The 24054-nt window shown below is 50.6% G+C and carries 23 protein-coding genes and 3 pseudogenes; all 26 read left to right on the forward strand.

Annotated elements, in window-relative coordinates:
- The first annotated feature begins 42 nt into the window (after nucleotides 1-42).
- The 26 genes and pseudogenes from MIH19_RS05795 to MIH19_RS05915 all read left to right on the forward strand — a co-directional run bounded on the left by MIH19_RS05795 (nucleotide 43) and on the right by MIH19_RS05915 (nucleotide 23896).
- On the forward strand, nucleotides 43-450 hold the full coding sequence (locus tag MIH19_RS05795) for an FdtA/QdtA family cupin domain-containing protein (protein ID WP_249007962.1): 408 nt from the start codon (nucleotides 43-45) through the stop codon (nucleotides 448-450).
- A complete protein-coding gene (locus MIH19_RS05800; RefSeq protein WP_249007963.1) occupies nucleotides 447-908 on the forward strand; it encodes an acyltransferase in 462 nt (153 codons plus the stop codon). The genes MIH19_RS05795 and MIH19_RS05800 overlap by 4 nt, the downstream gene beginning before the upstream one ends.
- Nucleotides 908-1999 carry a DegT/DnrJ/EryC1/StrS family aminotransferase gene (locus MIH19_RS05805; RefSeq protein WP_249007964.1) on the forward strand — a complete coding sequence of 364 codons (1092 nt, stop codon included), beginning with the start codon at nucleotides 908-910 and terminating at the stop codon, nucleotides 1997-1999. Before MIH19_RS05800 ends, MIH19_RS05805 begins: the two co-directional genes overlap by 1 nt.
- Nucleotides 1987-2580: an acyltransferase gene (locus tag MIH19_RS05810; RefSeq protein WP_249007965.1), complete on the forward strand. Its 594-nt coding sequence runs from the start codon at nucleotides 1987-1989 to the stop codon at nucleotides 2578-2580. The genes MIH19_RS05805 and MIH19_RS05810 overlap by 13 nt, the downstream gene beginning before the upstream one ends.
- Nucleotide 2581: 1 nt before the next feature.
- A complete protein-coding gene (locus tag MIH19_RS05815) occupies nucleotides 2582-3103 on the forward strand; it encodes a hypothetical protein (protein ID WP_249007966.1) in 522 nt (173 codons plus the stop codon).
- Between the two features lie 110 nt (nucleotides 3104-3213).
- Nucleotides 3214-4176: a glycosyltransferase gene (locus MIH19_RS05820; protein ID WP_249007967.1), complete on the forward strand. Its 963-nt coding sequence runs from the start codon at nucleotides 3214-3216 to the stop codon at nucleotides 4174-4176.
- 148 nt (nucleotides 4177-4324) lie between these two features.
- The gene (locus MIH19_RS22415) at nucleotides 4325-4450 is read left to right on the forward strand and encodes a hypothetical protein (protein ID WP_283164102.1); all 126 of its coding nucleotides are present in this window, start codon (nucleotides 4325-4327) and stop codon (nucleotides 4448-4450) included.
- A 54-nt stretch (nucleotides 4451-4504) separates the two neighbouring features.
- Nucleotides 4505-5060 (forward strand): annotated as a pseudogene (locus MIH19_RS05825) (IS5 family transposase); the annotation flags it as partial.
- Between the two features lie 606 nt (nucleotides 5061-5666).
- Nucleotides 5667-6152 (forward strand): annotated as a pseudogene (locus tag MIH19_RS05830) (reverse transcriptase N-terminal domain-containing protein).
- Between the two features lie 33 nt (nucleotides 6153-6185).
- Nucleotides 6186-7175 carry a reverse transcriptase domain-containing protein gene (locus MIH19_RS05835; RefSeq protein ID WP_249008952.1) on the forward strand — a complete coding sequence of 330 codons (990 nt, stop codon included), beginning with the start codon at nucleotides 6186-6188 and terminating at the stop codon, nucleotides 7173-7175.
- Between the two features lie 81 nt (nucleotides 7176-7256).
- Nucleotides 7257-7700: pseudogene (locus MIH19_RS05840) on the forward strand (IS5 family transposase); the annotation flags it as partial.
- Nucleotides 7701-7806: 106 nt separating this feature from the next.
- Nucleotides 7807-8181, forward strand: coding sequence for a polysaccharide biosynthesis C-terminal domain-containing protein (locus MIH19_RS05845; protein WP_249007968.1), 375 nt, complete (start codon nucleotides 7807-7809; stop codon nucleotides 8179-8181).
- Between the two features lie 36 nt (nucleotides 8182-8217).
- Nucleotides 8218-9120 carry a hypothetical protein gene (locus tag MIH19_RS05850; protein ID WP_249007969.1) on the forward strand — a complete coding sequence of 301 codons (903 nt, stop codon included), beginning with the start codon at nucleotides 8218-8220 and terminating at the stop codon, nucleotides 9118-9120.
- Between the two features lie 32 nt (nucleotides 9121-9152).
- The gene (locus MIH19_RS05855; RefSeq protein WP_249007970.1) at nucleotides 9153-10139 is read left to right on the forward strand and encodes a glycosyltransferase family 2 protein; all 987 of its coding nucleotides are present in this window, start codon (nucleotides 9153-9155) and stop codon (nucleotides 10137-10139) included.
- A gap of 49 nt (nucleotides 10140-10188) precedes the next feature.
- On the forward strand, nucleotides 10189-10971 hold the full coding sequence (locus MIH19_RS05860; RefSeq protein WP_249007971.1) for a glycosyltransferase domain-containing protein: 783 nt from the start codon (nucleotides 10189-10191) through the stop codon (nucleotides 10969-10971).
- Between the two features lie 443 nt (nucleotides 10972-11414).
- The gene (locus MIH19_RS05865) at nucleotides 11415-12389 is read left to right on the forward strand and encodes a glycosyltransferase (protein WP_249007972.1); all 975 of its coding nucleotides are present in this window, start codon (nucleotides 11415-11417) and stop codon (nucleotides 12387-12389) included.
- Between the two features lie 4 nt (nucleotides 12390-12393).
- Nucleotides 12394-13371 (forward strand): glycosyltransferase family 2 protein, encoded by a 978-nt coding sequence (locus MIH19_RS05870; protein WP_249007973.1) that lies wholly within the window; start codon nucleotides 12394-12396, stop codon nucleotides 13369-13371.
- A gap of 95 nt (nucleotides 13372-13466) precedes the next feature.
- Nucleotides 13467-14564, forward strand: a complete 1098-nt coding sequence (locus MIH19_RS05875) for a glycosyltransferase (RefSeq protein ID WP_249007974.1) — start codon at nucleotides 13467-13469, stop codon at nucleotides 14562-14564.
- The gene (locus tag MIH19_RS05880) at nucleotides 14561-15625 is read left to right on the forward strand and encodes a glycosyltransferase family 4 protein (protein WP_249007975.1); all 1065 of its coding nucleotides are present in this window, start codon (nucleotides 14561-14563) and stop codon (nucleotides 15623-15625) included. The genes MIH19_RS05875 and MIH19_RS05880 overlap by 4 nt, the downstream gene beginning before the upstream one ends.
- Nucleotides 15626-15724: 99 nt before the next feature.
- Nucleotides 15725-16003 carry a hypothetical protein gene (locus MIH19_RS05885; RefSeq protein WP_249007976.1) on the forward strand — a complete coding sequence of 93 codons (279 nt, stop codon included), beginning with the start codon at nucleotides 15725-15727 and terminating at the stop codon, nucleotides 16001-16003.
- Nucleotides 16004-16006: 3 nt separating this feature from the next.
- Nucleotides 16007-17980 (forward strand): asparagine synthase (glutamine-hydrolyzing), encoded by a 1974-nt coding sequence (asnB, locus tag MIH19_RS05890; protein ID WP_249007977.1) that lies wholly within the window; start codon nucleotides 16007-16009, stop codon nucleotides 17978-17980.
- Between the two features lie 32 nt (nucleotides 17981-18012).
- Entirely contained in the window at nucleotides 18013-19056 is a 1044-nt protein-coding gene (locus MIH19_RS05895) for an EpsG family protein (protein ID WP_249007978.1), read from the forward strand.
- 102 nt (nucleotides 19057-19158) lie between these two features.
- Complete coding sequence (locus MIH19_RS05900; RefSeq protein ID WP_249007979.1) at nucleotides 19159-20265, forward strand: glycosyltransferase family 4 protein; 1107 nt, start codon at nucleotides 19159-19161, stop codon at nucleotides 20263-20265.
- A 16-nt stretch (nucleotides 20266-20281) separates the two neighbouring features.
- Nucleotides 20282-21547 (forward strand): Vi polysaccharide biosynthesis UDP-N-acetylglucosamine C-6 dehydrogenase TviB, encoded by a 1266-nt coding sequence (tviB, locus tag MIH19_RS05905; protein WP_249007980.1) that lies wholly within the window; start codon nucleotides 20282-20284, stop codon nucleotides 21545-21547.
- Nucleotides 21548-21706: 159 nt separating this feature from the next.
- Nucleotides 21707-23548: a glutamine--fructose-6-phosphate transaminase (isomerizing) gene (gene glmS / locus MIH19_RS05910; protein WP_249007981.1), complete on the forward strand. Its 1842-nt coding sequence runs from the start codon at nucleotides 21707-21709 to the stop codon at nucleotides 23546-23548.
- Nucleotides 23549-23683: 135 nt separating this feature from the next.
- Complete coding sequence (locus MIH19_RS05915) at nucleotides 23684-23896, forward strand: hypothetical protein (protein WP_249007982.1); 213 nt, start codon at nucleotides 23684-23686, stop codon at nucleotides 23894-23896.
- Nucleotides 23897-24054: the final 158 nt, after the last annotated feature.

Here is a 24054-nt window from a genome sequence, read left to right on the forward strand (position 1 = left end):
CATCGACACTGTCAATCAGAATTCGAAGGTTAAAAAACCAATATGAGCTTGATTAAGTGGATTGATTTTCAGAGCCTTGGAGATGAACGCGGCAGCCTGGTTGCCGTTGAAGTTGAATTGGATAAAGCTGTCCCCTTCGATATCAAACGGGTGTATTACATCTACCACACTGAACAAGGTGTAAGCCGCGGTTATCACGCCCACAAGAACCTGAAACAAATAGCCATCTGCGTTTCCGGAAAATGCCGCATGGTGTTGGATGATGGCACAACTCGAGAGAAAGTGTGGATCGACTCCCCAACCAAGGGCGTGGTAATCGAAGACATGGTATGGCATGAAATGCATGATTTCAGCAAAGACTGCGTGCTGCTTGTACTTGCCAGCGAGCACTATGATGAATCGGACTACATTCGAGAGTACGACGATTTCCTGAAGCAGGTGAGCCAATGAGCTTTGTCCACCCACTTGCAGACGTTGCAGACTGCACCATAGGGCAAGGCACAAAGGTCTGGCAATTTGTAGTCATCCTTAAAGGTGCAAAAATTGGCCAGAACTGCAACATTTGCGCCCAAGCCCTTATTGAAGGCGATGTGGTTGTTGGCGATAGAGTAACCGTGAAATCTGGCGTTCAGCTTTGGGACGGTACTCGTGTGGAAGATGATGTTTTCATTGGTCCTAATGCAACATTCACAAACGATCCTTACCCTCGGTCAAAACAGTATCCGGAAAAATTTGCCGGAATTACAGTTTGTAAAAGCGCAAGCATTGGAGCAAATGCCACGATTTTGCCCGGTATTACCGTTGGTGCAGGTGCAATGGTAGGGGCAGGGGCTGTGGTCACTCAGGATGTTCCTCCGAAAGCCGTTGTTATAGGCAATCCGGCTCGAATCATCAGGTACGTTGAATAATGATTCCTTTCCTAGACCTAAAAGCCATTAACGCCCAATACCGCGACGAACTCGTAGCCGCCGCCACCCGAGTTATTGACTCTGGCTGGTACATCCAGGGCACCGAAGTAAAAGCCTTCGAACAAGAGTTCGCTGATTACTGCGGCAGTAAGCACTGTATAGGCGTAGCCAATGGGCTGGACGCGCTAACGCTCACCCTCAGGGCCTGGAAAGAAATGGGCAAACTGAAAGAGGGCGATGAAGTTATCGTGCCAGCCAATACGTATATCGCCAGCATACTGGCCATCACCGAAAACCGGTTGAAACCCGTGCTGGTCGAGCCAGACGAGGCCACATTTAACTTGTGCCCTAAAAAAACCGCTGCCGCCATTACCCCCAACACCAAAGCCATCGTTGCTGTTCACCTCTACGGCCAGATATGCCCTATGAGTGAGTTAATGCAACTGGCAGATGAACACGGCCTATTGGTATTGGAAGATGCCGCCCAAGCGCACGGTGCATCCATAAATGGCCGTAAAGCCGGCAGTTGGGGCCACGCTGCGGGGTTTAGCTTTTACCCGGGCAAAAACCTCGGCGCACTGGGGGATGCGGGTGCCGTTACCACCGATGACGAAGCCCTGGCCAAAACCATCCGGGCGTTGGGTAATTACGGTAGCCACAAGAAATACGAAAATCTGTACCAAGGCGTAAACAGCCGGCTGGATGAGATTCAAGCCGCCATGCTCAGAGTAAAACTGCAGCATCTGGATGAAGAAATTCAGAGCCGCCGTGAAGTAGCAGAGTATTACCTCGCACACATTGATCATCCCAGCATTCAGTTACCCGCAGTAGCCAACCGTGAAAACCACGTTTGGCATTTGTTTGTTGTGCGCTCACCCCAGCGCGATGCGTTGCAGAAGCATTTGGCCGAGCAGGGGGTGCAAACGCTGATTCATTACCCGATACCGCCACATCAGCAGAAGGCTTACGAGTGCTGGCATACCGAGCATTACCCGGTTACAGAGAATATGCATCAAACCGTGTTGAGTTTGCCGATGGGGCCGCAGATAGATTTAGTGGATCAAAAAGCGGTAATTGAATGCCTAAATTAAGATTTAAGCATCTGACGAAGGGCTTGTTTCGAAGATTGAATAGACTGATGCGAGTTCTTCGGTTCTCGCTTTTTTCAACCAACGATAGAATTATTGGGCGGCCCGAAAAAAATCAACCGGTTTTTTTTAGTGGGTTAGGTTCAATAACATTTGGGAAAAACGTCAAAATTGGTGTTAGTTCTTCACCAGGCTTCTGGTCCACATATTGTTACCTCGATAGCAGAGGGGCAGGCGCCTCTATTAACATTGGCAGTGGTACATGGATTAATAACGGCTTCGCGGCGATAGCCGAAAAACGCACCATTGATATTGGGCGCCGATGTCTAATAGGGCATGATGTGGTAATTCTTGACAGCAATTTTCACAGCTTAGATCCGAACTCTCGTCATAGTGGGGGTCCGGTCAGCGTTGGAGATGTTATCATATCTGACAATGTGTTTATCGGCTCACGGGTCGTGATCTTGAAGAATACAAAGATCGGTTCAGGATCCGTTGTCGCGGCAGGTGCGGTTCTTGCAGGGGATTTTCCAGCAAACTGCTTAATTGCTGGAAATCCTGCTGTTGTGATTAGGAATTTATAAAGTGTCATCACGCGGCTTGATAAAGTCCATGATAGTTATTGGCAGTGCGAAATCTATCAATATCCTGATTTCCATTCTGCGGATGAAAGTACTGGCGATCCTTCTTGGGCCAGCCGGCATTGGTTTACTCAGCATCTACAACAGCCTGCAAGGGCTAATGTCTACGGCTGCCGGTTTGGGCATGGGCTCCAGCGGCGTGCGGCAGATTGCCAGCGTTAAGGGTGAAGAGCAGGCGCTAAGTCGTGTTCGCCGTGTTTTATTGGCAGCCCACCTGGTGCAGGGGCGGTGGCCATGCTGGGCGTGTGGTTACTGCGCGCGCCTATATCTGATTGGTTGTTCACTCACCATTTTGGCACGCAGATGCCGGTTAGGTGAGGAGGAGTCCATCCCATTGCTTACGCAGAACCACTCGCTCGGCGCTCACTACGGACCGTCTGCGGCGATAGTCGTAATAGCTGGACCGCGATACTTCAAACGCTTTACAGACCATCTCAACCGGCTTGTGATTTTAATTTGTGACTAATCTGCCTATGTAGAAGATGCATTTAAAGGTACGTTCTCTCAAATATATTAACCTTTGGAGTTCATCATTCCAGATGATCTCTCGACCGATAAAACATTCCCGAGAAATCTATGACTCAAGCGCCCCAAACCCTGCTGGAGCGTCCGCTCGTCACTTTCGCGCTGCTTGCCTATAATCAGGAGAACTATATCCGCGAGGCGGTAGGCGCGGCGTTGAGTCAGGATTATTCCCCGCTGGAGATCATCCTGAGCGACGACTGCTCCAGCGATGCGACATTCGAGATCATGCGTGAGATGGCTGACCGCTATGCTGGGCTGCATTCAATAGTGCTCAATCGTAACGTACGGAATCTCAATGTCGGTGGCCATATAAATAATTTAAACAGGTTGGCTAAGGGCGAGTTGGTAGTTGCGGCTGCCGGAGACGATATTTCAAAACCCGACCGCGTCAGCCGGCTGGTTGAGGCGTGGCTGGCAAACGGGAAGCGATCCGGGCTGTTGCACTCTGCACGCATCATGATCACAGAGGCTGGCGCATTGATTGGGGAGAGGGGCCATTCAGCGCTAGAGGAGCTAACATCCGCGGAGTCAGCGATTGTTAACAATGCTCATGTCATCGGGGCAACCGAAGCGTGGGACAGGTGTCTTTTCAATAGTTATGGTGACTTTAGTGAGGGCTTGGTCCATGAAGATCTGGCGCTTACCTTCCGGTCACTACTGGCCGGCAGGCCCGTGACCTACATCGATCGACCTTTGGTGCTATATCGATACGGGGTAGGGATCACTGCCAGTTACTTTGGGCCGACTTCACGAAATACCTCAAAGAGGATGGTCTTGCTCAGGCGCCTGCGTACAGATGCGCTGCAACGGCTGGACGACTTGAAGGTGTTTTCGAATTCTGTTGTTGAGGCAGCTGCCACATTAGCCTTGCACAAGTACGACGTCGCTATTAGATTCGAAGACGGTATACCCGGCCCTATGGAACTCACTGGAATGATCAAGAGAGTTGGCTTTTCTTGGGTTGCACGTATGTTCATAAAATATTTGATAAACATATGGAGAGACAAGCGATGAGCGCCATTGATCTGGCTGGCATTATCATTGTTAACGCTGCGACTTGTGGTGCTCGGTTGGCCTTGCCGGTCACGGTCGTGTGATTGGGCGCACCTCTCAAGCGCCTGGTATATGGCGCGGCGATATTTTTTCAAGTTTGATATGACGCATGAGTGATAGCGGAAATCCGCTGGTGACCTTTGCCTTGTTTGCCTACAACCAAGAGCAGTTTGTTCGCGAGGCTATCGAGGGCGCCTTTGCCCAGACCTATGGAAACACTGATTTATTCCCCTGACTTTGCCAGTTTAGTAGAATGGTAGCCTTTCCTCAGGAGTAGCCAGAGACTGCCATGAAGCAAACGAGTTTCGCCCAGGCAGAGTTTGCTGCCAAGAAAAAGACGACCCGCCGTGAGCGATTTTTGGCAGAAATGGAGTAGGCCGTGCCTTGGTCGAGGCGGCTGAAAGCTCTTTCACCATACTACTATCCTGATTCGCGCGGTAAACGGGGCCGCCCCCCCAATACCTTTCAAGCGCATGCTGCGGATGTACTTTGTGCAACAGTGGTATGCCTTGGCGGACGAAGCGCTGGAAGACGCCATCTATGACAGCCAGGCGCTGCGCAATTTTGTTGGGATTGACCTGGCTGTGGAATCGGTCCCGGATGCCACGACGCTGTTGAAGTTCCGCCACTTACTGGAAAAGCAGGCCTTAACCCAGGTGATCTTCGAGCAGATCAACGGCCACTTGGCTGACTGCGGCATGCTCATGCGCGAGGGTACGATCGTGGATGCCACTATTATTGCGGCACCGCCCTCCACCAAGAATAAAGCGAAGGCGCGGGACCGCATCGGCGGACCGCCAGAAATGCACCAGACCAAAAAAGGCAACGAGTGGTACTTCGGCAGTGCGACCTGAAAGTCGCATGTATTTCTGTTTCGCAGGGTACGTCTACCTGACGAAACCGGTTGTTTCACCAACCGTTCCCTACCCGGACGTGCGGAGCCGGTAACAGCACCGTGCGAAGCTTCGGGGACAATGTAACCGCCGACTCAGTCGGTATGTCGACCCGTGAGGAACGACATAATCTGCCAGCATCGAGGCGGAAAGGAGCTAGGGACGAGCGGCTACGGCCAACAGATGTGAATCTCTTATAAACGTCGTCATGCCAGACAAGCCAAAGATGCTGATAGGCTTGAACCAAAAAGGTGTGCGGTCAGGTATGGGCTCTTACCGATAGCCCATCGTGAATACGGTACCGCCGGCGAAATGGAGAGGTCCGCCCCGCTCTGAAATACATGTGGAACAGGGTAAGCCCGTAGTATCGCCATAAATGGCAGGTGAACCGCGAGGAACACTGTGGGTGCTGCGGGTAAAGGAATGTGGAAAAAGCGAAGATCTCTCCGTAATCGAGGGAATATGGATTGAAACATTATCCGGCGCGAAAGCGAGCAGACTTCCACAAGGTCTTTCATGGCGAGATAACTTGAGCAATTGTTTAATGAGGGAAAGCAGATGACGGAACCAGAAATCAGCGTGCAAGCGCCGGTCTCGGGTACTGGTGCGCCCTCGCATTCTGAACGGTTATGGCTCCAGACAGACTGGAGAAAAGCTGAGAAGGAAGTAAGACAACTCCAAGAGCGTATCGCCAAGGCAACACAGGAAAGCAGATGGGGTAAGGTGAAAGCCTTGCAGCGTCTGCTGACTCGCTCTTATTGCGGCAAATGACTTGCGGTAAAGAGAGTGACGGAAAATCGAGGTAAAAGAACACCGGGGATCGATGGCAAGGTTTGGTCGACTCCGGCCGCCAAATTAAAGGGAGCACTGGCGTTGAAGCATCGCGGTTATCGACCGCAACCGCTAAGACGTATCTACAGACCCAAGAGCAATGGAAAGAAACGTCCGCTAGGGATACCGACGATGCGAGACAGAGCGATGCAATCCTTGTGGAAGCTCGCTTTGGAACCGGTTGCCGAAACTCAAGCAGATCCGAACTCCTAGGGTTTCAGACCCAAGCGTTCAACGGCAGACGCCATCGCACATTGTTTCAATGCGCTCGCAAAGCAAACATCCGCCAAGTGGGTGCTGGAGGGCGACATTCGCGGGTGTTTCGACAACATCAGCCACGAGTGGCTGCTCCGAAACATTGCCATGGATAAAGTCGTGCTGCGTAAATGGCTTGAAGCAGGGTATGTAGAGGAAGAAACCTTATTCGCTACGGAAGCCGGAGCACCACAAGGTGGAATTATCTCCCCGGTGCTGGCGAATTTGACGCTGGATGGACTTGAACAGGCAATCAACATGAGTGTAGCTCCGACGAGCAGCCCTCGACGCCCGTTTAAAATTCACGTCGTGAGATATGCCGATGACTTTATCGTAACTGGGGCCTCGAAAGAGGTCTTGCAACACCAAGTTCGCCCGGCAATCGAGGTGTTCTCGAGGGCGCGGGGCTTAGAGCTCTCGGACGAGAAAACTCGGATCACGCATATCGCACAAGGTTTCGATTTTTTGGGCCAAAATATCCGAAAGTATTCGGGCAAACTGCTTATTACCCCTGCCCGTAAAAGCGTGAAGGCGCTTGTGGATAAGGTCCGAGAAATCGTGAATGGAAACAAAGCAGCGACACAGGCGAATCTGATTCTGAATCTCAACCCGGTGATCCGAGGTTGGGCAATGTATCACCGCCACATTGTGTCGAAGGCTCGCTTTGCATGGATAGACCCTCAGATTTGGCGAATTCTGTGGCGATGGGCTGTGCGTCGGCACGCCATGAAAGGTGCTAAATGGGTAAAGCAAAAATATTTCCACGTCGAAGGAGCAAGGCACTGGGTGTTTGCGTCTGATGATCGAATTAATGGCATAAGCCAACGGTTGCGGCTGTTCTCGGCGGCGACAGTTCGGATCGTACGACACATTAAAATACGCAGTGCAGTGAATCCCTATGATCCGTTGTGGACCGCTTACCTGGAGCGCCGCCATCGACCTATTTTCCGTAGTGAGGCCCGGTCATATTTAGGCTGTTGAAAGGCTTGAGCCGTATGAGGGGTGACTCTCACGTACGGTTCTTAGGGGAGGAGGGTGTGGTAACACACTGTCCTTACCCGACTGAAGGCGCATATTGGCACGGATACGGACTCTGGACTGGTCCACAGTCTAACGGGCACGGCTGCCAATGTAGCGGATATCACCGAGACCGAGCGCCTGTTGCATGGTGAAGAAAGCGATGTGTTTGCTGACGCGGGTTACACCGGTGTGGCAAAGCGTGACGAGCTTAAGGATAAGAACGTTGCCTGGCACGTGGCGGAGAAACGCGGCAAGCTCAAGAAAATGACAGAGGGCCCGCGCAAAAACCTGGTGACCCGGTTCGAGCGAGCCAAAGCCCAGATTCGGGCCAAGGTGGAGCATCCCTTCCACGTGGTCAAGAACCTGTTTCGGCATCGGAAGGTGCGCTACCGGGGGCTGTTAAAGAACACTGCGCAGCTGTTTACGTTGTTCGCTCTGGGCAACCTGATACTCGCTCGCAGGATAAATCCGGCTCAAAGCGCCTGATATCTGCCTGAAAGGCGGAATTTTGGCCGTAAAAGGGCTTTTATAACCTGAAAACAGGACATTTAATGATTCTGGCTCTCGAATCGGCCAGCAATCGTGCTGAAATTTGAGTGGAGCTCACTCCGGCAGGGAATCACGATTTGATCAGCGCTTCCCTTACGGGGTGTTTGGGATTGTCGTTAGCCAAGTTATTGGGTCGTTTCTTGCGCTTATTCCTAATACCTACTTTTCTGCTCGGTTAGTTGGATATTCTTTAATTGATCAGGTTAAGGATGTTATAAAACCAATCTTTGCCGCGTTAGTTTCAGGATTTGCGTCTTGGTGTTTCGTTGAGCAGGGTGAGCGCAGTTTACCTCTATGGATTGTTGGCGGTGGCCTTGTTGGATTGGCAACCTATATCGCGGTATCTCTGTTGATTCGCGTTGAAGGTATAGGTTTGCTGCTTAAGAAAGTTAAAGCTCGAAAAGCCACCATCGTATAGGCACGCTTAAAATATTCGAATTGGGAAAAATATATTTTGAAGTTTATTATTTGGACGCCAGTGTATCGAGATAATAGTGGAGGTATTATTGTCCTTCATAAGTTGGCCAGCATGCTTCGGGAAGCAGGGCATGTTGCGTTAATATGGCCACAACCAAAACCTTCGATATTTGAATTGAAAGCTTGGCGCGGCTGGGTAAAACTTGCTAGATGGAAGAAGTTCTTGGTGGGTAACTTAGTGAAGCATAGGAATTTCAGTTCGCCATACCAATTAGACGTTGCAAGAAACCGAGACATTAAAAGTGCAATTGTTATCTACCCGGAAATCACTTCAGGCAACCCATTGGGGGCAGTTTGTGTTGTTAGATGGCTATTAAATAAACCAGGCGTGATAAGTGGCGTGACAGAGTTCGGTGATAGCGATTTGTTCTTTTACTATCATGAGGCCTTCAATGACTGGGCGTTGAACCCCCATAAATATCGCCGTCTGAATGTTACAGAATTAAAGTCAGATGTTTACCAAAAATCTAATGAAGGTGATCGTTCAGGTCAATGTTATATGGTTCGAAAAGGCCGTGATAGAACTCTAAATTATCATGAGGCCGGTGCCCAAAACGTGGATGGCTTTGCTCATGTAGAGCTGGCGAAGATTTTTAATGAGTGTAAGTATTTCATTTGCTATGACCTTTACACAATGTATTGTCGGTATGCGGCAATGTGTGGGTGTATTCCAATAGTGGTTCCACAGAAAGGGCTATCTAAAGAGGGGTGGCGGCCCGAAATCGAAATTCGCTTTGGGATTGCCTATGGATGGGAAGATGTTTTCTGGGCTGTTGAGACGAGAAGTAAACTTCTTGATCATCTTGCCGAAGCAGAAAGTCGAGGCGTCGATTCTGTTGATAGGTTTGTAACTATTGTTGAACGCTATTTTGTGGGTTAATCGGATATCTAAAAGACGGCTGAAAAAAAACAATGAAAATCTCCATAGCCATGGCCACCTACAACGGTGCCCAATACATACAAGAGCAACTCGAAAGCTTCCTAGACCAGACCCGGCAACCGGATGAACTAATCATCACAGACGACTGCTCCACCGACGAGACCGAAACCATCGTTCGCGAATTCGCCAAAACCGCGCCCTTTACGGTCAAGTTTTATCGTAATGAACGGAACCTGGGATACTGCGGAAATTTTAACGCTGCTTTAATGAAAACCACAGGTGACTTGGTTTTTTTGAGTGATCAAGATGATCTGTGGTTCCCAGAAAAAATCGAACACATGGTTTGCTTAGCTGAGCAGAACCCCGGTGCACTAGTGTTGATGAATGATGCGGTTCTCACTGATAAGAATTTAGAGAGTGTCGGTCTAACTAAACTTGGACAGATACGCTCGGCAGGGTTTTCAGATAATGCGTTTGTTATGGGATGTTGTTGTGCGGTTCGGCGAGAGTTATTGAATATTTGTATGCCTATCTTGCCAGGCTTCAAAGCTCACGATAACTGGATTGTTGGATTTTCTGATCAATTAAATAAAAAATTTATTTGCGACGAGCCGCTTCAATATTATCGCCGACATGATTCGAATGAGTCTCAATTTATTGCAAACCGAACTACCAAGGTTACACGATGGCATGCATTTTTCCATGCTAAGAGAAATCTTCTGTCTCGCACTGATGATAAAGTGGAGTTATTTGAATTAGAGCAGCGGAAATTGCTCAGCCAAGGTATTCGGCACGCTTTAATGAATGCACCCCTTGAGTTTCATCCCGGTCTTTCTGAAATGTTGCGAGAGAATGATCAGCCATTTGACATTATAGAAACTCGTATTAATTTTCGTCAAAAGCGATTCTGTCAACGAGTTTTTGCTATTGTGGGTTTTGCGGCTGGAGGTGGCTACCGTAGTGCTAACGGAGTGCGATCCATCCTTCGAGATTTTCTTGGCGGACGAAGTAAGCTGTAACAAAAATTCGAGAATCAGAAAAGTCTTAGCAGCTTATGAGAATATGCATATGAGAAAAGTTTTAGTTTATACTGCTATAGAAAACGAATATGACTTTTTGAGTCCAACGCCTTATGGTTTTAATGACTTTCACTACGTGTGTTTTTCAAATACGATAAGTAAAAAATATAAAAATGGATGGCAAATTATAAAGAACCCTTCGGCAGAAAAATCTGCAGTCTTAAAGTGTAGAGATGTTAAAATAAATCCTCATAAATACTTAAGTAATTATGACTATTCTATTTGGGTCGATGGTAGTGTTGTTTTTTCAGCTGAATTTCTTAATTATATTTTAAATTGTATAGCTGAAAAAGATACTATTATTTTGGTGAAACACCGGGTGCGCAGTTGTGTCTATGAAGAGGCTAAGGCATGTCGGCGAAGCTTGAAAGAGAGCGGCGATATAATTGAACGTCAGGTTAACTTGTATTTAGAAGATGGTTATCCTGAAAAAAATGGGTTAGTTGAAACCGGGGTTATGCTGAGAAAGCATAGTGACATATCACTACAAAGCGTTATGGATCTCTGGTGGAGTAATGTTAAATCGCATAGCCATAGAGATCAGCTGAGTGTAAATTATTGCCTTTGGAAAAAGTCGGTCGACTATAAGTTGATGCCTGGAACGATGTCCAGCAACAATCCTGGCTTTATTGTTCAGCCCCATAGAGGGAAAATGCTGGCAAATTGGTACTTCTTCTTAGAGGCAAGGGTTTTCCAAGGAAAAAATTTATTTTATCCTGCTTATGTGTTGTTGGGGTGGGCCAAGAAGATAAAGATGCTTATAAAATTATGAAGGTGTTGATAATATTAGGGGATTTCTCAGTAAATTTCTAATATTAATGATAATGATTCTATTGCCATAGATTTCACTTCTTCCGTCGAGCGACTGACCTTCTTCGAAACCGAGAATACGCATAAAAATACAATGCCCAAGATACGCTGATAGATCGGATAGGCAGGTTGATCCCTTCTGGGAAATTAGAAAAGAAAGCGGTTCATTACTATTTCAAAGACCAAAGGTAATTTAAGAGGATCTTTGACTGTAGGAAGATGTCTTATTTTTATTTGTCAAAAATAATAATGAAGATATTAATAACATCTAAAATTAGGCCAAATTATTTTTAAACTAAAAATTGAGCCAGCACAAAATCTAGCGCTAATCATACGTTCGCTGGAGTAAATTTCTGAATTAATACACTAAAAATACCCATACTAATCTGAGAGCTATCTAAAACAGTGAAACTTGTAACAGTGTCCATCGCCCTAACGACCTATAATGGTGCGCTTCATCTTCAAGAACAGCTTGATAGCTATGTTAAACAAACACGGCGCCCCGACGAGGTGGTCATTTGTGATGATGGATCGACTGACGATACCCTTTCCATTATTACTGAATTCGTGAAGACTGCTCCGTTTTCGGTGCGTGTCATCCGTAATGATCATAATCTCGGATATACACAGAATTTTGCCAAGGCCTTGTCGCTCTGTTCTGGTGATATAGTTTTTGTGTCCGACCAAGACGATGCTTGGTTTTACAACAAAATCGAACGTGCTCTCGCTTTAGCTGTCGAAGAGTCTAAATGCTGGGTCCTAGTACATGATGGGCAGCTCACGAATCAAACTGGTTACCCGACAGGTTTAACGAAGATGGGGCAGATTCGCTCAGGTTATGGGTCCTCGGACTATACGATCACAGGTGCACTGAGTATGGTGCGCCGCGAATTCCTGTTGATTGCTTTACCGATTCCAGATGACGTAATTGGGCACGACATTTGGCTCCACAAACTGTGTAGTTTATTTGAGGGCCGCAGAATCGTTACGAATGACTGCCTTCAAATCATTCGTCGCCACGACTCGAACACCTCTGAGTGGGTCGTAAATAGCAGCAAGAAGATCAAACCATTGGATGTGTTGAAGGCGCAGATGCGTACTCGGCCTGCTACAGATTACGGCGAGCGTATCGCATTGAACATGGGCCTGCGGGCGCGCCTGTCCGAAGTAGTAGCCGCCCGCCTTGACCGCCAAGATCAAGAGTCGGTGACCGCTGCGCTAGTTCGGTTGGAACGCGAACATCGGGCGCTCAGCGCCCGCCAGAATCTGGCCCAATCGGGCGCTTTGGCCCGGAGGCTCCAGGCGCTGGCAATGTTAGTGCGCCGCGATTACGCCGAATTTAACGGGTTGCGCAGTTTTCTGCGCGATATGGTGCGCTGACCCTATGAAAAATCCAGTGCTTTCCCTTGTCGTGCCGTTCTTTAATGCTGCGGTCTTTTTTAAAGACTGCCTTGTTTCTGTTCGAGATCAGATGACGTCTGATTGCGAATTGATCTTAGTCGATGACGGCTCCAGCGATGAGAGTGTTAGTATCGTAAAGGAGTGCTTTGCTAAAGAGCTTCAACAAGGAAAAGTTTTACTGATACAGATTGGCAATTCCGGGCCAGGCGAAGCACGTAATATAGGCGTCCGTGCTGCCCGCGGGCAATATATTGGCTTTCTCGATAGTGACGATATTCTGCTGCCGGGGTACTTCGATACTGTTCTCACGGCAATCAGGACGAGTGAGCCGCAGATTGTTCAGTTCCATCTGGTCCTATTCGAAGGTAGTGACGAGACAAAAGGTGAGATTATTCTAAGTCACCAAAGTCCCGCAGGGCGTTATACGCTTGATGAGGTCCGCTACGATATATTCGGAACGGGTAAATGGTTTCCTTGTACGCGCGCATATCGCAAGAAATTGCTTCTTGATCATCCCTTCCCCAGTGAGCGTGTTTTTTATGAGGATTTGATTACTCTGCCTTACCTTTTTTTAGAATTATGCAGTATCGTATTATTGGATTTACCGTTGATCGCATATCGTTCCAACCCTGCTGGTACCACAAGCAACCATCGACCAGAGCATGTCGCAACATTGGTAAATTTTTTCAAGAGCCTATCGCGTATGCGGGAAAACCCTGCAACTGACTTGTTGCGTGTACAATTGGCTAGGTCTATCGTGTTCTGTACTTTGGAATTGCGGCTCAAGAGTATCCATCTTGCTGATATCTTATTGCAGATACGAAATATCAATAATAAATCAGAACTTATTCCGTATTTGAGGCGCGTTGACGCGGTATTTCTCCGGTTTCCCCGGTGCTACTTAATTGCTGAATGGGCGCGTCAGTATTTTCTGCGGATTAAAAGTAAGAACGTTAGGTAACACTCTTTTAAATAAACAAAGTTACATAAAATTAAAAATTTCATTAGAAAAAAGTCGAGCCCGATAGTCTGTTATAGGGATATACAACACTTATTATGAATGAAGTTAAACGAATCTGCGTCATGATGGCGCGTTACGCGATTTCCGGCGTCCCCCTAGCTCAAATACGATTAGCAAAGGCGCTAGCTGAACGAGGTTATGACGTAGATTTGGTTGTAGGCTTTGTGTCTGAAGAATACACCATGCCGAAAGTTGAGGGCGTTAACACGATTTTGCTTGATACGCCGCAGGCTCGCGATCTGCTACCAATACTTATAAAATATCTTCGACGAAGAAATCCAGATGTTTTTTTTACGGCTGAGGATCATCTGAATGCGATAGTCCTAATCAGCGCTATTCTGGCACGATCTAAGGTGAAGATCAGTGCATCTTCACGAGTGACTCCTTTTGACACTTATAGTAATCGTCCTTTTACCAAACGCTGGTTTCTTAAACAGGTTATGCGCGCGGTAATCTGGCGTGCGGACGTACTAACATGCGTTTCAAAGGGGATGGTCGAACAGTACCGCACCTTGTTTCGTAATGCTCCGCATGTCTGCGTATACAATATCGTGGATACTCCTGCAGCCCATGCCCGGATTGCGGAGCCTGTAGATCACCCGTGGTTCAACGATCCAACTGTTCCCGTCCTCGTCGCAGCAGGGCAATTGGGGCCATGGAAGGGCTTTTCCGATCTGATTTCCGCCGTTCACATTGTATCCAAAAAGCAGCCCGTCCGGCTGTCGATCTTTGGCGAGGGCGCACAGCGCGCGGAGCTGCAATCGCTCATTGATCGGCTGGGCATGAGTGAAAGCATCAAACTAGAGGGGCATGTCAAAAATCCGCTCAAATATTTTGCACACGCTAACGTTTTCGTGCTGTCATCGCTGCTCGAGGGCATGCCAAACGTTATGATCGAGGCCATGCTGGCAGGCTGCACCCCTGTCGCGACCGATTGCCCAACAGGTCCTCGAGAGATCCTCGAAAGCAGTCGATACGGTTATCTCGTTCCCATGAACGATATAGCCGCACTTGCCGCCGGAATCGAGAGCGCGCTGCGCAATCCCGTGCCGGCCGAAGTTCTGGCCGAAGCGATCAAACCCTTTCAGGAGGACGCCGTTCTGGCGGAGCATTTCCGGTTGTTGGGCATATGAAACGCATCGTACAGCTGATCCCCTATGACGCAATTGGAGGGGTCGAGGTGGCGGCGAAGTCCATACACGCCGGAGATCATAACGAGGCTAATGGCGGGCTGCGCTTTGAACGCCAATATCTGGTCAATCGCTCAGGGGCCGCGTGTGGGCCTGCGAACTATCAAGGCCCCGATCAGTCCCTCTACGACCCGCGCCCATACCTGCATGCCTTTTGGCGGCTCTTTCGCAAGCCACCAGATCTGTTGGTCGCCTCCCTGTGGCGCAGCGCACTAGTGATGATCTTGCTTAAGATAGCGCGGCCTAAACAAAAGGCTGTCCTTTTCTTACACTTAGCCCAGGACGTGCATTGGCTCGACCGCATCGCGAACCAGATCGCCATGCGCCTTGCCGATAGTATCTGGGCAGATTCAGCTGCGACATTAGAACAGCGCGTCCCGCCTAACCGGCAGCATAAGGGCCGGGTAATTTCGTTCTTACTTAATCGATGCCCCCTACCTGAAATATCAGAGCCCACCCCTGAGTTCATTTTTTGGGGGCGCCTCAGCCAGCAAAAGGGACTGGAGCGCGCACTAACGATCTTTTCAGAGATTTTGGCCCTTGCCCCAGATGCCCATTTCAAAATCATCGGTCCAGACTGTGGTGTCGAGAATGATTTAAAAGCACGGGCCAGGCAGCTGGGAATCGCGGAAAATGTTAGCTTCGCCGGCGCACGATCACAGGCGGAGATCCACACCATCGCGAAGCGCGCATCCTTTTACTTGCAAACAAGCATCGATGAAGGCATGGCCTTGTCAGTGGTTGAGGCAATGCAGATTGGCCTTGTTCCTGTTGTAACGCCGGTTGGCGAGATTGCGCGGTACTGTGTTGATGGAAAAAACGCAGTATGCGTTCAAGACGACGTCACTGCTGTCAATACTGTGCTTGGCTTATTGTCGGACACGGAACGATATAGGTGTATGTCCTACGCAGCGGCTGAGTATTGGCAGGCGAAACCGCTCTATCAGGATGAGTTTCTTGCTGCTGCGAAAGAGGTAATTGAGGGTTCAGCGGCCAATGTGTAATTCGGGGTAACACGGAGTTCGCCCTCTACCGAGCGTTATGTTGTGGATATTCGGGATGCTCTGAGAAGGGCTTGCGATGAAACGGGAGTTTGTTTGTTAATGATCAGAGCTACAGAAAACGTGCAGGAGGAATTGCCAGGCATCCCGTTAGATATTGAGCAGTGGACTGAAGAATCAGAAGCAGGTTTTGTTTCCGGTATGGCTGAATCGGTAAGTGAATGGGCTGAGGCTTTGATAAAAATTCTGAGTTCCAGGCATCTACAGTCGGAGTTCGGTGAAGCTGGGCGGCTAGCGGTCGAGCAGACGTACTCACTGCAGGTGCAGGCACCGGTATTAGCTGAGATTCTCCGAAGTGTCGCGCAGCGAGGTAACTCCTGAATTATGTGCGGCATTACCGGTATTTTCAGAGGAGTTCCATCAGACATCGCTCTTAAGCCTGCCGTGCAACAGATGGCAGATGCGATTTTTTATCGTGGTCCTGATAGTTCAGGCGTTTGGGAAGAGCCTTCGGTGGGCTTGGGGTTGGGGCATCGGCGCCTTTCGATTGTGGATTTGTCGCCTGCAGGCCATCAGCCTATGCAATCCAATTGTGGGCGCTTTGTCGTTGTGTTTAACGGTGAAATATACAATCACAACGCGCTGCGCAAGAAACTGGAATCTTCTGGTGATGCATTAACAGGGTGGAAAGGGCACTCAGATACAGAAACGTTGCTTTGTGCGTTCACGGTATGGGGCGTACAGAAAACCCTTGAAATGGCAACCGGTATGTTTGCCATTGCCCTGTGGGATCGCAAAGAACAAACGCTTACATTGGCTCGGGATAGGTTTGGGGAGAAGCCTCTTTTTTATGGTTTGGTAGCAGGCGCCCTGGTATTTGGGTCGGAGCTTAAAGCATTGCAGCGGGCACCAGGGTGGCAGGGCGAGATTGGCCCCAATGTGTTAGAGAACTATCTCCGCTTTGGTTGTGTGGGTGGTCAGCAAAGCATTTTCAAAGATGTGTTGAAGCTACCACCGGGCTGTTTAATAAAAGTTTCTCTCCTGGATGCCCGTAACGGTGTGCTGCCTAAGGTGGTTCAGTGGTGGTCTGCAGTTGAGGCGGCACGCACTGCACTGGAAGGCCGAAATAATAGCCCTGAAATTGCCTTGAACAATGTTGAGCCGGCGTTGGTTGCTTCGGTTGGCCAGCAAATGGCGGCAGATGTACCACTTGGGGCCTTTCTTTCTGGTGGTGTAGACAGCTCGTTAATTGTGGCGCTGATGCAAAGCCAGAGTCGCCAAAAGGTTCGTACCTTTTCGGTTGGGTTTGACGACCCCCGTTACGATGAGTCTGCGCATGCAGCCGCTGTGGCGGCGCATCTTGGTACAGATCACTCGACGCTCCGCGCGACTTCCCAAATGGCTTTGGAACTCGTTCCTAAGTTGCCTGAGTTATACGATGAGCCATTTGCTGATTCATCCCAATTGCCCACTTGCCTGATATCCGCGCTTACTAGGCAGCATGTGACGGTTGCTTTAAGCGGCGATGCAGGCGATGAGCTGTTCGGTGGTTATAATCGCCATATTTGGGTGCCAAAGGTGTGGGGCAAGTTAAGCCGTATGCCGCTGCCCATACGGCAGGCGCTGGCGCGTATGCTGAAACTTGTGCCCTCGTCTGGATACGATGGCGTGATGGCGATGGGCAGCAAGGTTCTGCCCTCCAGATACCAGGTTCGCACCTTTGGCGAAAAGCTCTACAAATTGGCAGATGTGCTTGCTTGCAGCACAGACCGGGCTCTTTATGGTGGCCTGGCGTCTATGAATCGCCACCCCGAGCAACTATTAAGGCCGGACTACCGATCTGGAAATCCCGTTGAGGATTTATACCCTGCCTTGGTGGGGTTTGATCAGGTGGAATGGATGATGTTGATGGATACCCTCAACTTCATGGTAGATGACGTGCTGGTTAAGGTAGATCGAGCCAGTATGGCCAGTAGCCTTGAGGTTAGGGCGCCCTTCCTTGACCCAGCTGTATTCGCAGCAGCCTGGCAGTTACCACTGGACATGCGCGTTCGAAACGGCGAAGGCAAGTGGGCTTTGCGCCAGATACTTTATCGACATGTGCCCCGGGAGTTGATTGAGCGGCCCAAGATGGGTTTTGCGATTCCGTTGGATGATTGGTTACGTGGGCCATTGAGGGAGTGGGCGGAAGACCTGCTTTCCTCTGTCAGTTTGTCTGCGCTTCCCATGCTAAACGCAGCAGCCATTCGAAAGCTGTGGCACCTGCATTTGAAGGGCCGTGGTCATTATGCCCAGCAGCTTTGGGCCGTTCTGCAGTTGCTGGCCTGGCAACGGCGTTGGCAACCATCCGTTCGTTGATGTGTATTTTATTTATTGAGAATGGAACCTGAATGCTTCTGTACTGGTTATTGTTTTTGATTCCTGCCGTTGGTGTCTTTTCTCCCGGGGTGCTTAATGCCCGCTCCCAACGATACGTTTTTTGGCTTATTGGAGCTGTGTTTACTCTGGCAATTGGGCTTCGGTTCCAGGTTGGCGGGGATTGGGGTTCTTACCTCAAGTATCTTGACCGCGGCGCGGCTCTGACTTTTTTTGAGGTTTTTGAGCAGGGTGATCCGGGCTATTACCTGGTCAACTGGCTGGTTGGCAGCCTGGGCGGTTCGATTTACTGGGTGAATGGCCTTTGTGGGTTGGTGGTAATGGCAGGGGTGATTCGTTTTGCGCTTCGTCAGCCACTGCCTTGGTTGGTTTTGTTGGTGGCTGTTCCTTACCTGATTATGGTGGTTGCCATGGGTTATACCCGGCAAGCTACGGCGTTGGGGTTTGTGTTGTTGGGGTTGGTGGCACTGGGGGACGGCAAGTTACGGGGGTTTGTTGTCTGGGTGTTGATTGCAGCAGCCTTTCACAAATCAGCCGTGTTGATGATTCCAGTAGCTGCACTGGCGTCTGGCGGAAACCGGCTTTGGATCGGCTTCTGGGTGGGGCTGATGACCTTGCTGGGGGGCTATCTGTTTCTGTTTGATTCTGCGGATGCACTCTGGACCAACTATGTGGAAGCGGACTATCAATCCTCTGGTGGTTTTATCCGGGTGATGATGAATGCAGTACCGGCCTTGTTGTTTGTTCTGCTTCGCGATCGGCTTGGCTTGAACCCGGCGGCCAGCAGGCTCTGGTGGTGGATGTCTGTGCTGTCCATCATTTGTATTCCTTTAGTGCTGTTGTCTTCTACCGCTACGGATCGGGTGGCGCTGTACCTGATCCCGATTCAGTTGTTTGTATTTGCTCGTTTGCATCTGATCAGTACCGACCTGTTCTGGCGTTCCATGATTGTGCTGGGTGTGGTGGCTTACTACGCACTGGTGCAGTTTGTCTGGTTGAATTTTGCGACTCACGCGTATTTCTGGTTGCCGTACCAGCTGGTTTGGTTTGTCGAGTAACCCTATTATTCCCTGGCCGTTTCCCGGCCTTCCTCTGAATTTTCTGAATCTTCTCTTATGACGTCCCTCAATGCACTTCCGGTTTCCACCGGAGGCCCAGTGGTGCTTGTCTCCAACACCTCCTGGTACCTCTATAACTTTCGCCGGGGCACGATTGCGGCCCTGAAAGCTGCCGGTTATGTGGTGGTGGCCTTGTCGCCTACGGATCCTTTTTCGGCACGCCTGGAGTCGGAACTGGGGGTGTGTCACCGCCATCTGGATCTGGATGGCAAGGGCACGCGCCTGCTGGGCGAGGCGAAAAGTCTGTTTGGTTTGGGGTTGTCGCTTCGGCGCCTGCAGCCGGCCTTTGTTTTCAACTTCACGGTTAAGGCCAATATTTATTCTGGCCTGGTGTGCCGGGCGCTTGGGATTCCCTACGCCAACAATGTATCGGGCCTGGGTACGGCATATCTTCACGACAGCTGGCTGTTTCGCCGGGTGCGGGCGCTTTACGGCTTTGCCAATCGCGGCGCCCGGCGGGTGTTTTTTCAAAATCAGGAAGATCACCGCCTGTTTCACGCCCATGGGTTGTTAAAGGCCACGCCAACCACCGTGTTGCCGGGCTCTGGTATGGATTTGACCCGCTTTGCGTTTTCACCCTTGCCGGATGGCCCGCTGACCTTTGTGATGGTGGCCCGCTTACTGGGTGATAAGGGCGTGCGTGAATACGCCGGTGCCGCCGCGCAGGTACGCAAGGCTCATCCGGATGTTCGTTGCCTGTTGGTGGGCCCGCTGGGTATTTCCAACCGCACTGCCATTACCGCCGACGAAGTGACCGCCTGGGTCAACGCTGGCCAGCTGGAATACGCCGGTGAAACCGACGACATACAGCCGTTTATTCGCCAGGCCCACGTGTTGGTGTTGCCGTCTTATCGCGAGGGCATGCCGCGCACGGTATTGGAAGCCGCCGCCATGGGCCGCCCCGCGATAGTGTCGGACGTGCCCGGTTGCCGCCACGCCATACGCGCCGATGAAACCGGCTGGCTGTGTGAGGTGCGCAGCGCCAATTCCTTAGCCCAACAAATGCTGGATGCTGTAACGCGCCCCCGCGGGCAATTGGCCGCCGCCGGAATATTGGCGCGGGCGTTTATGGAAGCTGAGTTTGATGAAGCCATTGTGATACGGGCGTATTTGTCTTGCCTGGACGCCGCTGGCGAACCTGTTCTTTAACAATTGGAGAAGTGTGATGTCGCAAACCATAGCTGTAATTGGCCTGGGTTACGTCGGTCTGCCGTTGGCCGCTGCGTTTGGAATGAAGCGCCGGGTGATCGGTTTTGATATCAACACCACCCGCGTACAACAGCTGCGCGACGGTGTGGATGTTACCCAGGAAGTCTCCAGCGAAGAGCTGGCGGAGGTGTCGTTGTTGTCTTTCACCACTGAACTGGAAGACCTGCGTGAGTGCTCGGTGTTCATCATCACCGTGCCAACGCCCATTGACGAGTTCAAAGCCCCGGATTTAACACCGCTGATCAAAGCCAGTGAAACCGTGGGCCAGGTGTTAAAAGCTGGCGATATCGTGATTTACGAATCCACGGTTTACCCCGGTGCGACAGAAGAAGTGTGCGTGCCGGTGCTGGAGCGGGTCTCTGGCTTAGTATTTAACAAGGATTTCTTTGCCGGTTACAGCCCGGAGCGCATCAACCCAGGTGATAAAGAACACCGGGTAACCACCATCAGGAAAGTCACCGCAGGTTCCACGCCAGAGATTGCCGAGCTTGTCGACCAGCTGTATGCCGATGTGATCACCGCAGGTACTTTCAAAGCCAGCTCTATTCGCGTGGCGGAAGCCGCCAAAGTGATTGAAAACACCCAGCGGGATGTGAACATCGCGCTGATGAACGAACTGGCGATGATCTTTAGGCGCATGAACATCGACACTCACGAAGTACTGGCCGCCGCCGGCACCAAGTGGAACTTCCTGCCGTTTAAACCTGGCCTGGTGGGTGGGCACTGTATTGGGGTAGACCCCTACTACCTGACCCACAAAGCCCAGGCTGTGGGTTATCACCCAGAAATCATCCTGGCCGGGCGCCGCATCAACGACGGCATGGGCGCCTACTCCGCCGCCGAATTAGTCAAAGCTATGATCCGCAACGGCCAAACCATCTCCGGCTCCCGCGTGTTGATCATGGGCCTGACCTTCAAAGAAAACTGTCCAGACCTGCGCAACACCAAAGTGGTGGACCTGATCAAAGAACTGGGTGAATTCGGCTGCCAGATAGACGTGACCGACAGCTGGGCCAGCAACGCCGAAGCTGAACGCGAGTATGGGCTTAGTTTGGTGGAACAGCCGCAGCCTGGTACCTATAACGCTTTGGTGATTGCGGTGGCTCATAAACAATACACCTGTCTGTCTGAAGGCGACTTCCGCGCGCTGCTGCAGCCGGGAGGGGTGTTGTTTGATTTGAAGGGAGTGCTGGCGTTGGGTGCTTCGGATTTGCGGTTGTAGGGAAGATGAGTGGCAAAGTGGGGACAGATTTGAAATCTGTCCCCGGGGTTGGGGGTGATGCTGAAAGGGGGCGGATTTCAATTCAAGTGTGTAAACCCTGTTGTTATTCACTCTCTGGGCTGAGCCAGGAACTCTTTCAATCTTCAAGGATTCTACGCTATGTGTGGAATTGTGGGTGCGCTGAGCACAGCGGATGTGGTGCCGTTTTTGCTGGATGGCTTGAAAACTCTGGAATACCGCGGTTACGACTCAGCCGGGTTGGCGTTGGTGAACGAGAGTCTCATTCGTGTGCGCGCCATGGGGCGCGTGTCCCGCCTTGAGGCGGAGGTGGCCAAGGCTGTGGTGTCTGGCGGGCTTGGCATTGCTCATACGCGTTGGGCTACTCACGGTGTGCCGGCCGAGCGTAATGCTCACCCTCACGTGTCGGGCGGACTTGCGGTTGTGCACAACGGCATTATCGAGAACCATGAAGCATTGCGGCGGCAGCTTGAATCGCTGGGTTATACGTTTAGCTCAGAGACGGATACTGAGACGATTGCGCACCTGATTCAAGCCTGCCTAGACGGTAAAATTGGCCAGGGCGCCGGCGATGTGTTTACGGCGGTGCAGCATGCCGTTACCCGCCTGCAAGGTGCTTATGCGTTGGCTGTCATTCGGGTTTTAGAGCCAGACAGAATGATTCTGGCGCGGGAAGGTTCACCGCTGATGCTGGGGCGCGGAGAAAACGGATATTTCGCGGCCTCAGATGCCTCAGCGCTAGTAGCGGTCACCCGGGATTTGATCTATCTGGAAAACGGTGATGTTGCCTGCGTTACGCCAGGCGGTGTCGAGATGGTAGACAGGCAGGGCCGGGCCGTAGTTAGGGCGATTACCCGGTCTGCGGTGGATGCCTCGGAAGTTGCGCTGGGTCAGTTTGACCATTACATGCAAAAAGAAATCTTCGAGCAGCCCCGCGCCATTGCTAATACCTTGGAGCTGCTGGCGGGTGATGCGGGTATACAGGCCGAGGTATTTGGTAACCAGGCTGGAGTTATCTTGAACGCGGTAGATTCGGTACTGATACTCGCCTGCGGCACGTCTTATTACTCCGGCTTGACTGCTGCTTACTGGCTGGAGGCGGTGGCTGGATTGCCGTGCAAAGTGGAAGTGGCAAGTGAGTATCGCTATCGGATATCTGTGGCCCGGCCAAGCCAGTTAGTGGTGGTGATTTCTCAGTCTGGCGAGACGGCCGACACCATGGCAGCGCTGGAGCACGCGAAAGCTCAAGGGCACTGCCATACGCTGGCCATTTGCAATGTGCCTGAGTCATCTTTGGTACGTGCGACGGCGTTGAGCTTTATTACCCGGGCCGGGCCGGAAATTGGCGTGGCTTCTACTAAGGCCTTTACCACCCAGTTGTCTGCGCTATTCGTACTCACTTTGCTGCTGGCCCGGGCTCAGAACGCGCTGACGGCTGAGGCTGAACGGAATTACCTCAATGAACTTAGGCATTTGCCGGTAGCGGTGCAAAAAGTGCTGGATCTGGATCCAGAGATCAAAGCCTTGGCGCAGAGCTTTGCCAGTAAACATCACGCGCTGTTTTTGGGCCGGGGGCATCATTTTCCGATAGCGCTTGAGGGCGCTTTGAAGCTGAAAGAAATTTCTTACATCCACGCCGAAGCCTACCCGGCAGGTGAGTTAAAGCATGGGCCCTTAGCCTTGGTGGATGCCGATATGCCGGTGATTGTGGTGGCACCCGCTGACAGCCTGCTGGAGAAGCTGAAAGCCAACATGCAAGAGGTACGGGCCCGCGGCGGCCAACTGTATGTGTTCGCCGATGCAAACAGCCAGGTTCAAGCGGAACCCGGAATTTCGGTTCTACGGTTACCAGAACACTATGGGCTTTTATCACCGGTACTGCATGTAGTCGCCCTCCAGCTTTTGGCTTACCACGTAGCATTGGTAAAAGGCACCGACGTAGACAAACCCCGTAACTTGGCAAAGAGCGTTACGGTGGAGTGATTCGTTAAATCGTAGTTTGGGCAATTGTCAGAGTATATTAAAGTTTGATAAATCATAATAAATTTTGATAATTTATATTAAAGTTTGATAAAAACAGGTCTCCTGCCATTCCTAACTTAGTAGGGGGCCTTTTTCATGACAGACACCAATAAACGCATTGACCCAAGCCACGAAAAGCGACTCAAGACTCGTGGTAAGGGAGTGGGCAAAGCCTATGAGCCGTTCATCAAAGTTCATGAACTCAGCAGCCAGGGTGAAATCGTTCGAATCCGAAGTGCTTCCGTCGGGCGAGTAGTAAGCGCCCATAACTCAGCACCTACACCCCAGCTCGGTAATTGCACACACTGAACGCCTCATTCATTCCACGAGGATTCAGTATGACCCAACCGAAAAAGTGCACTTCTGGCAGCAGCAGATTAACGATTGGGAAGTGACCGACTTGTCTGGCAATGCTTTCTGCAAGCAACAGTCGCTGATTTATCATCAATTCGTTTATTGGCGCCAGA

The sequence above is a fragment of the Marinobacter sp. M1C genome (assembly GCF_023314135.1).
Lineage (GTDB): Bacteria > Pseudomonadota > Gammaproteobacteria > Pseudomonadales > Oleiphilaceae > Marinobacter.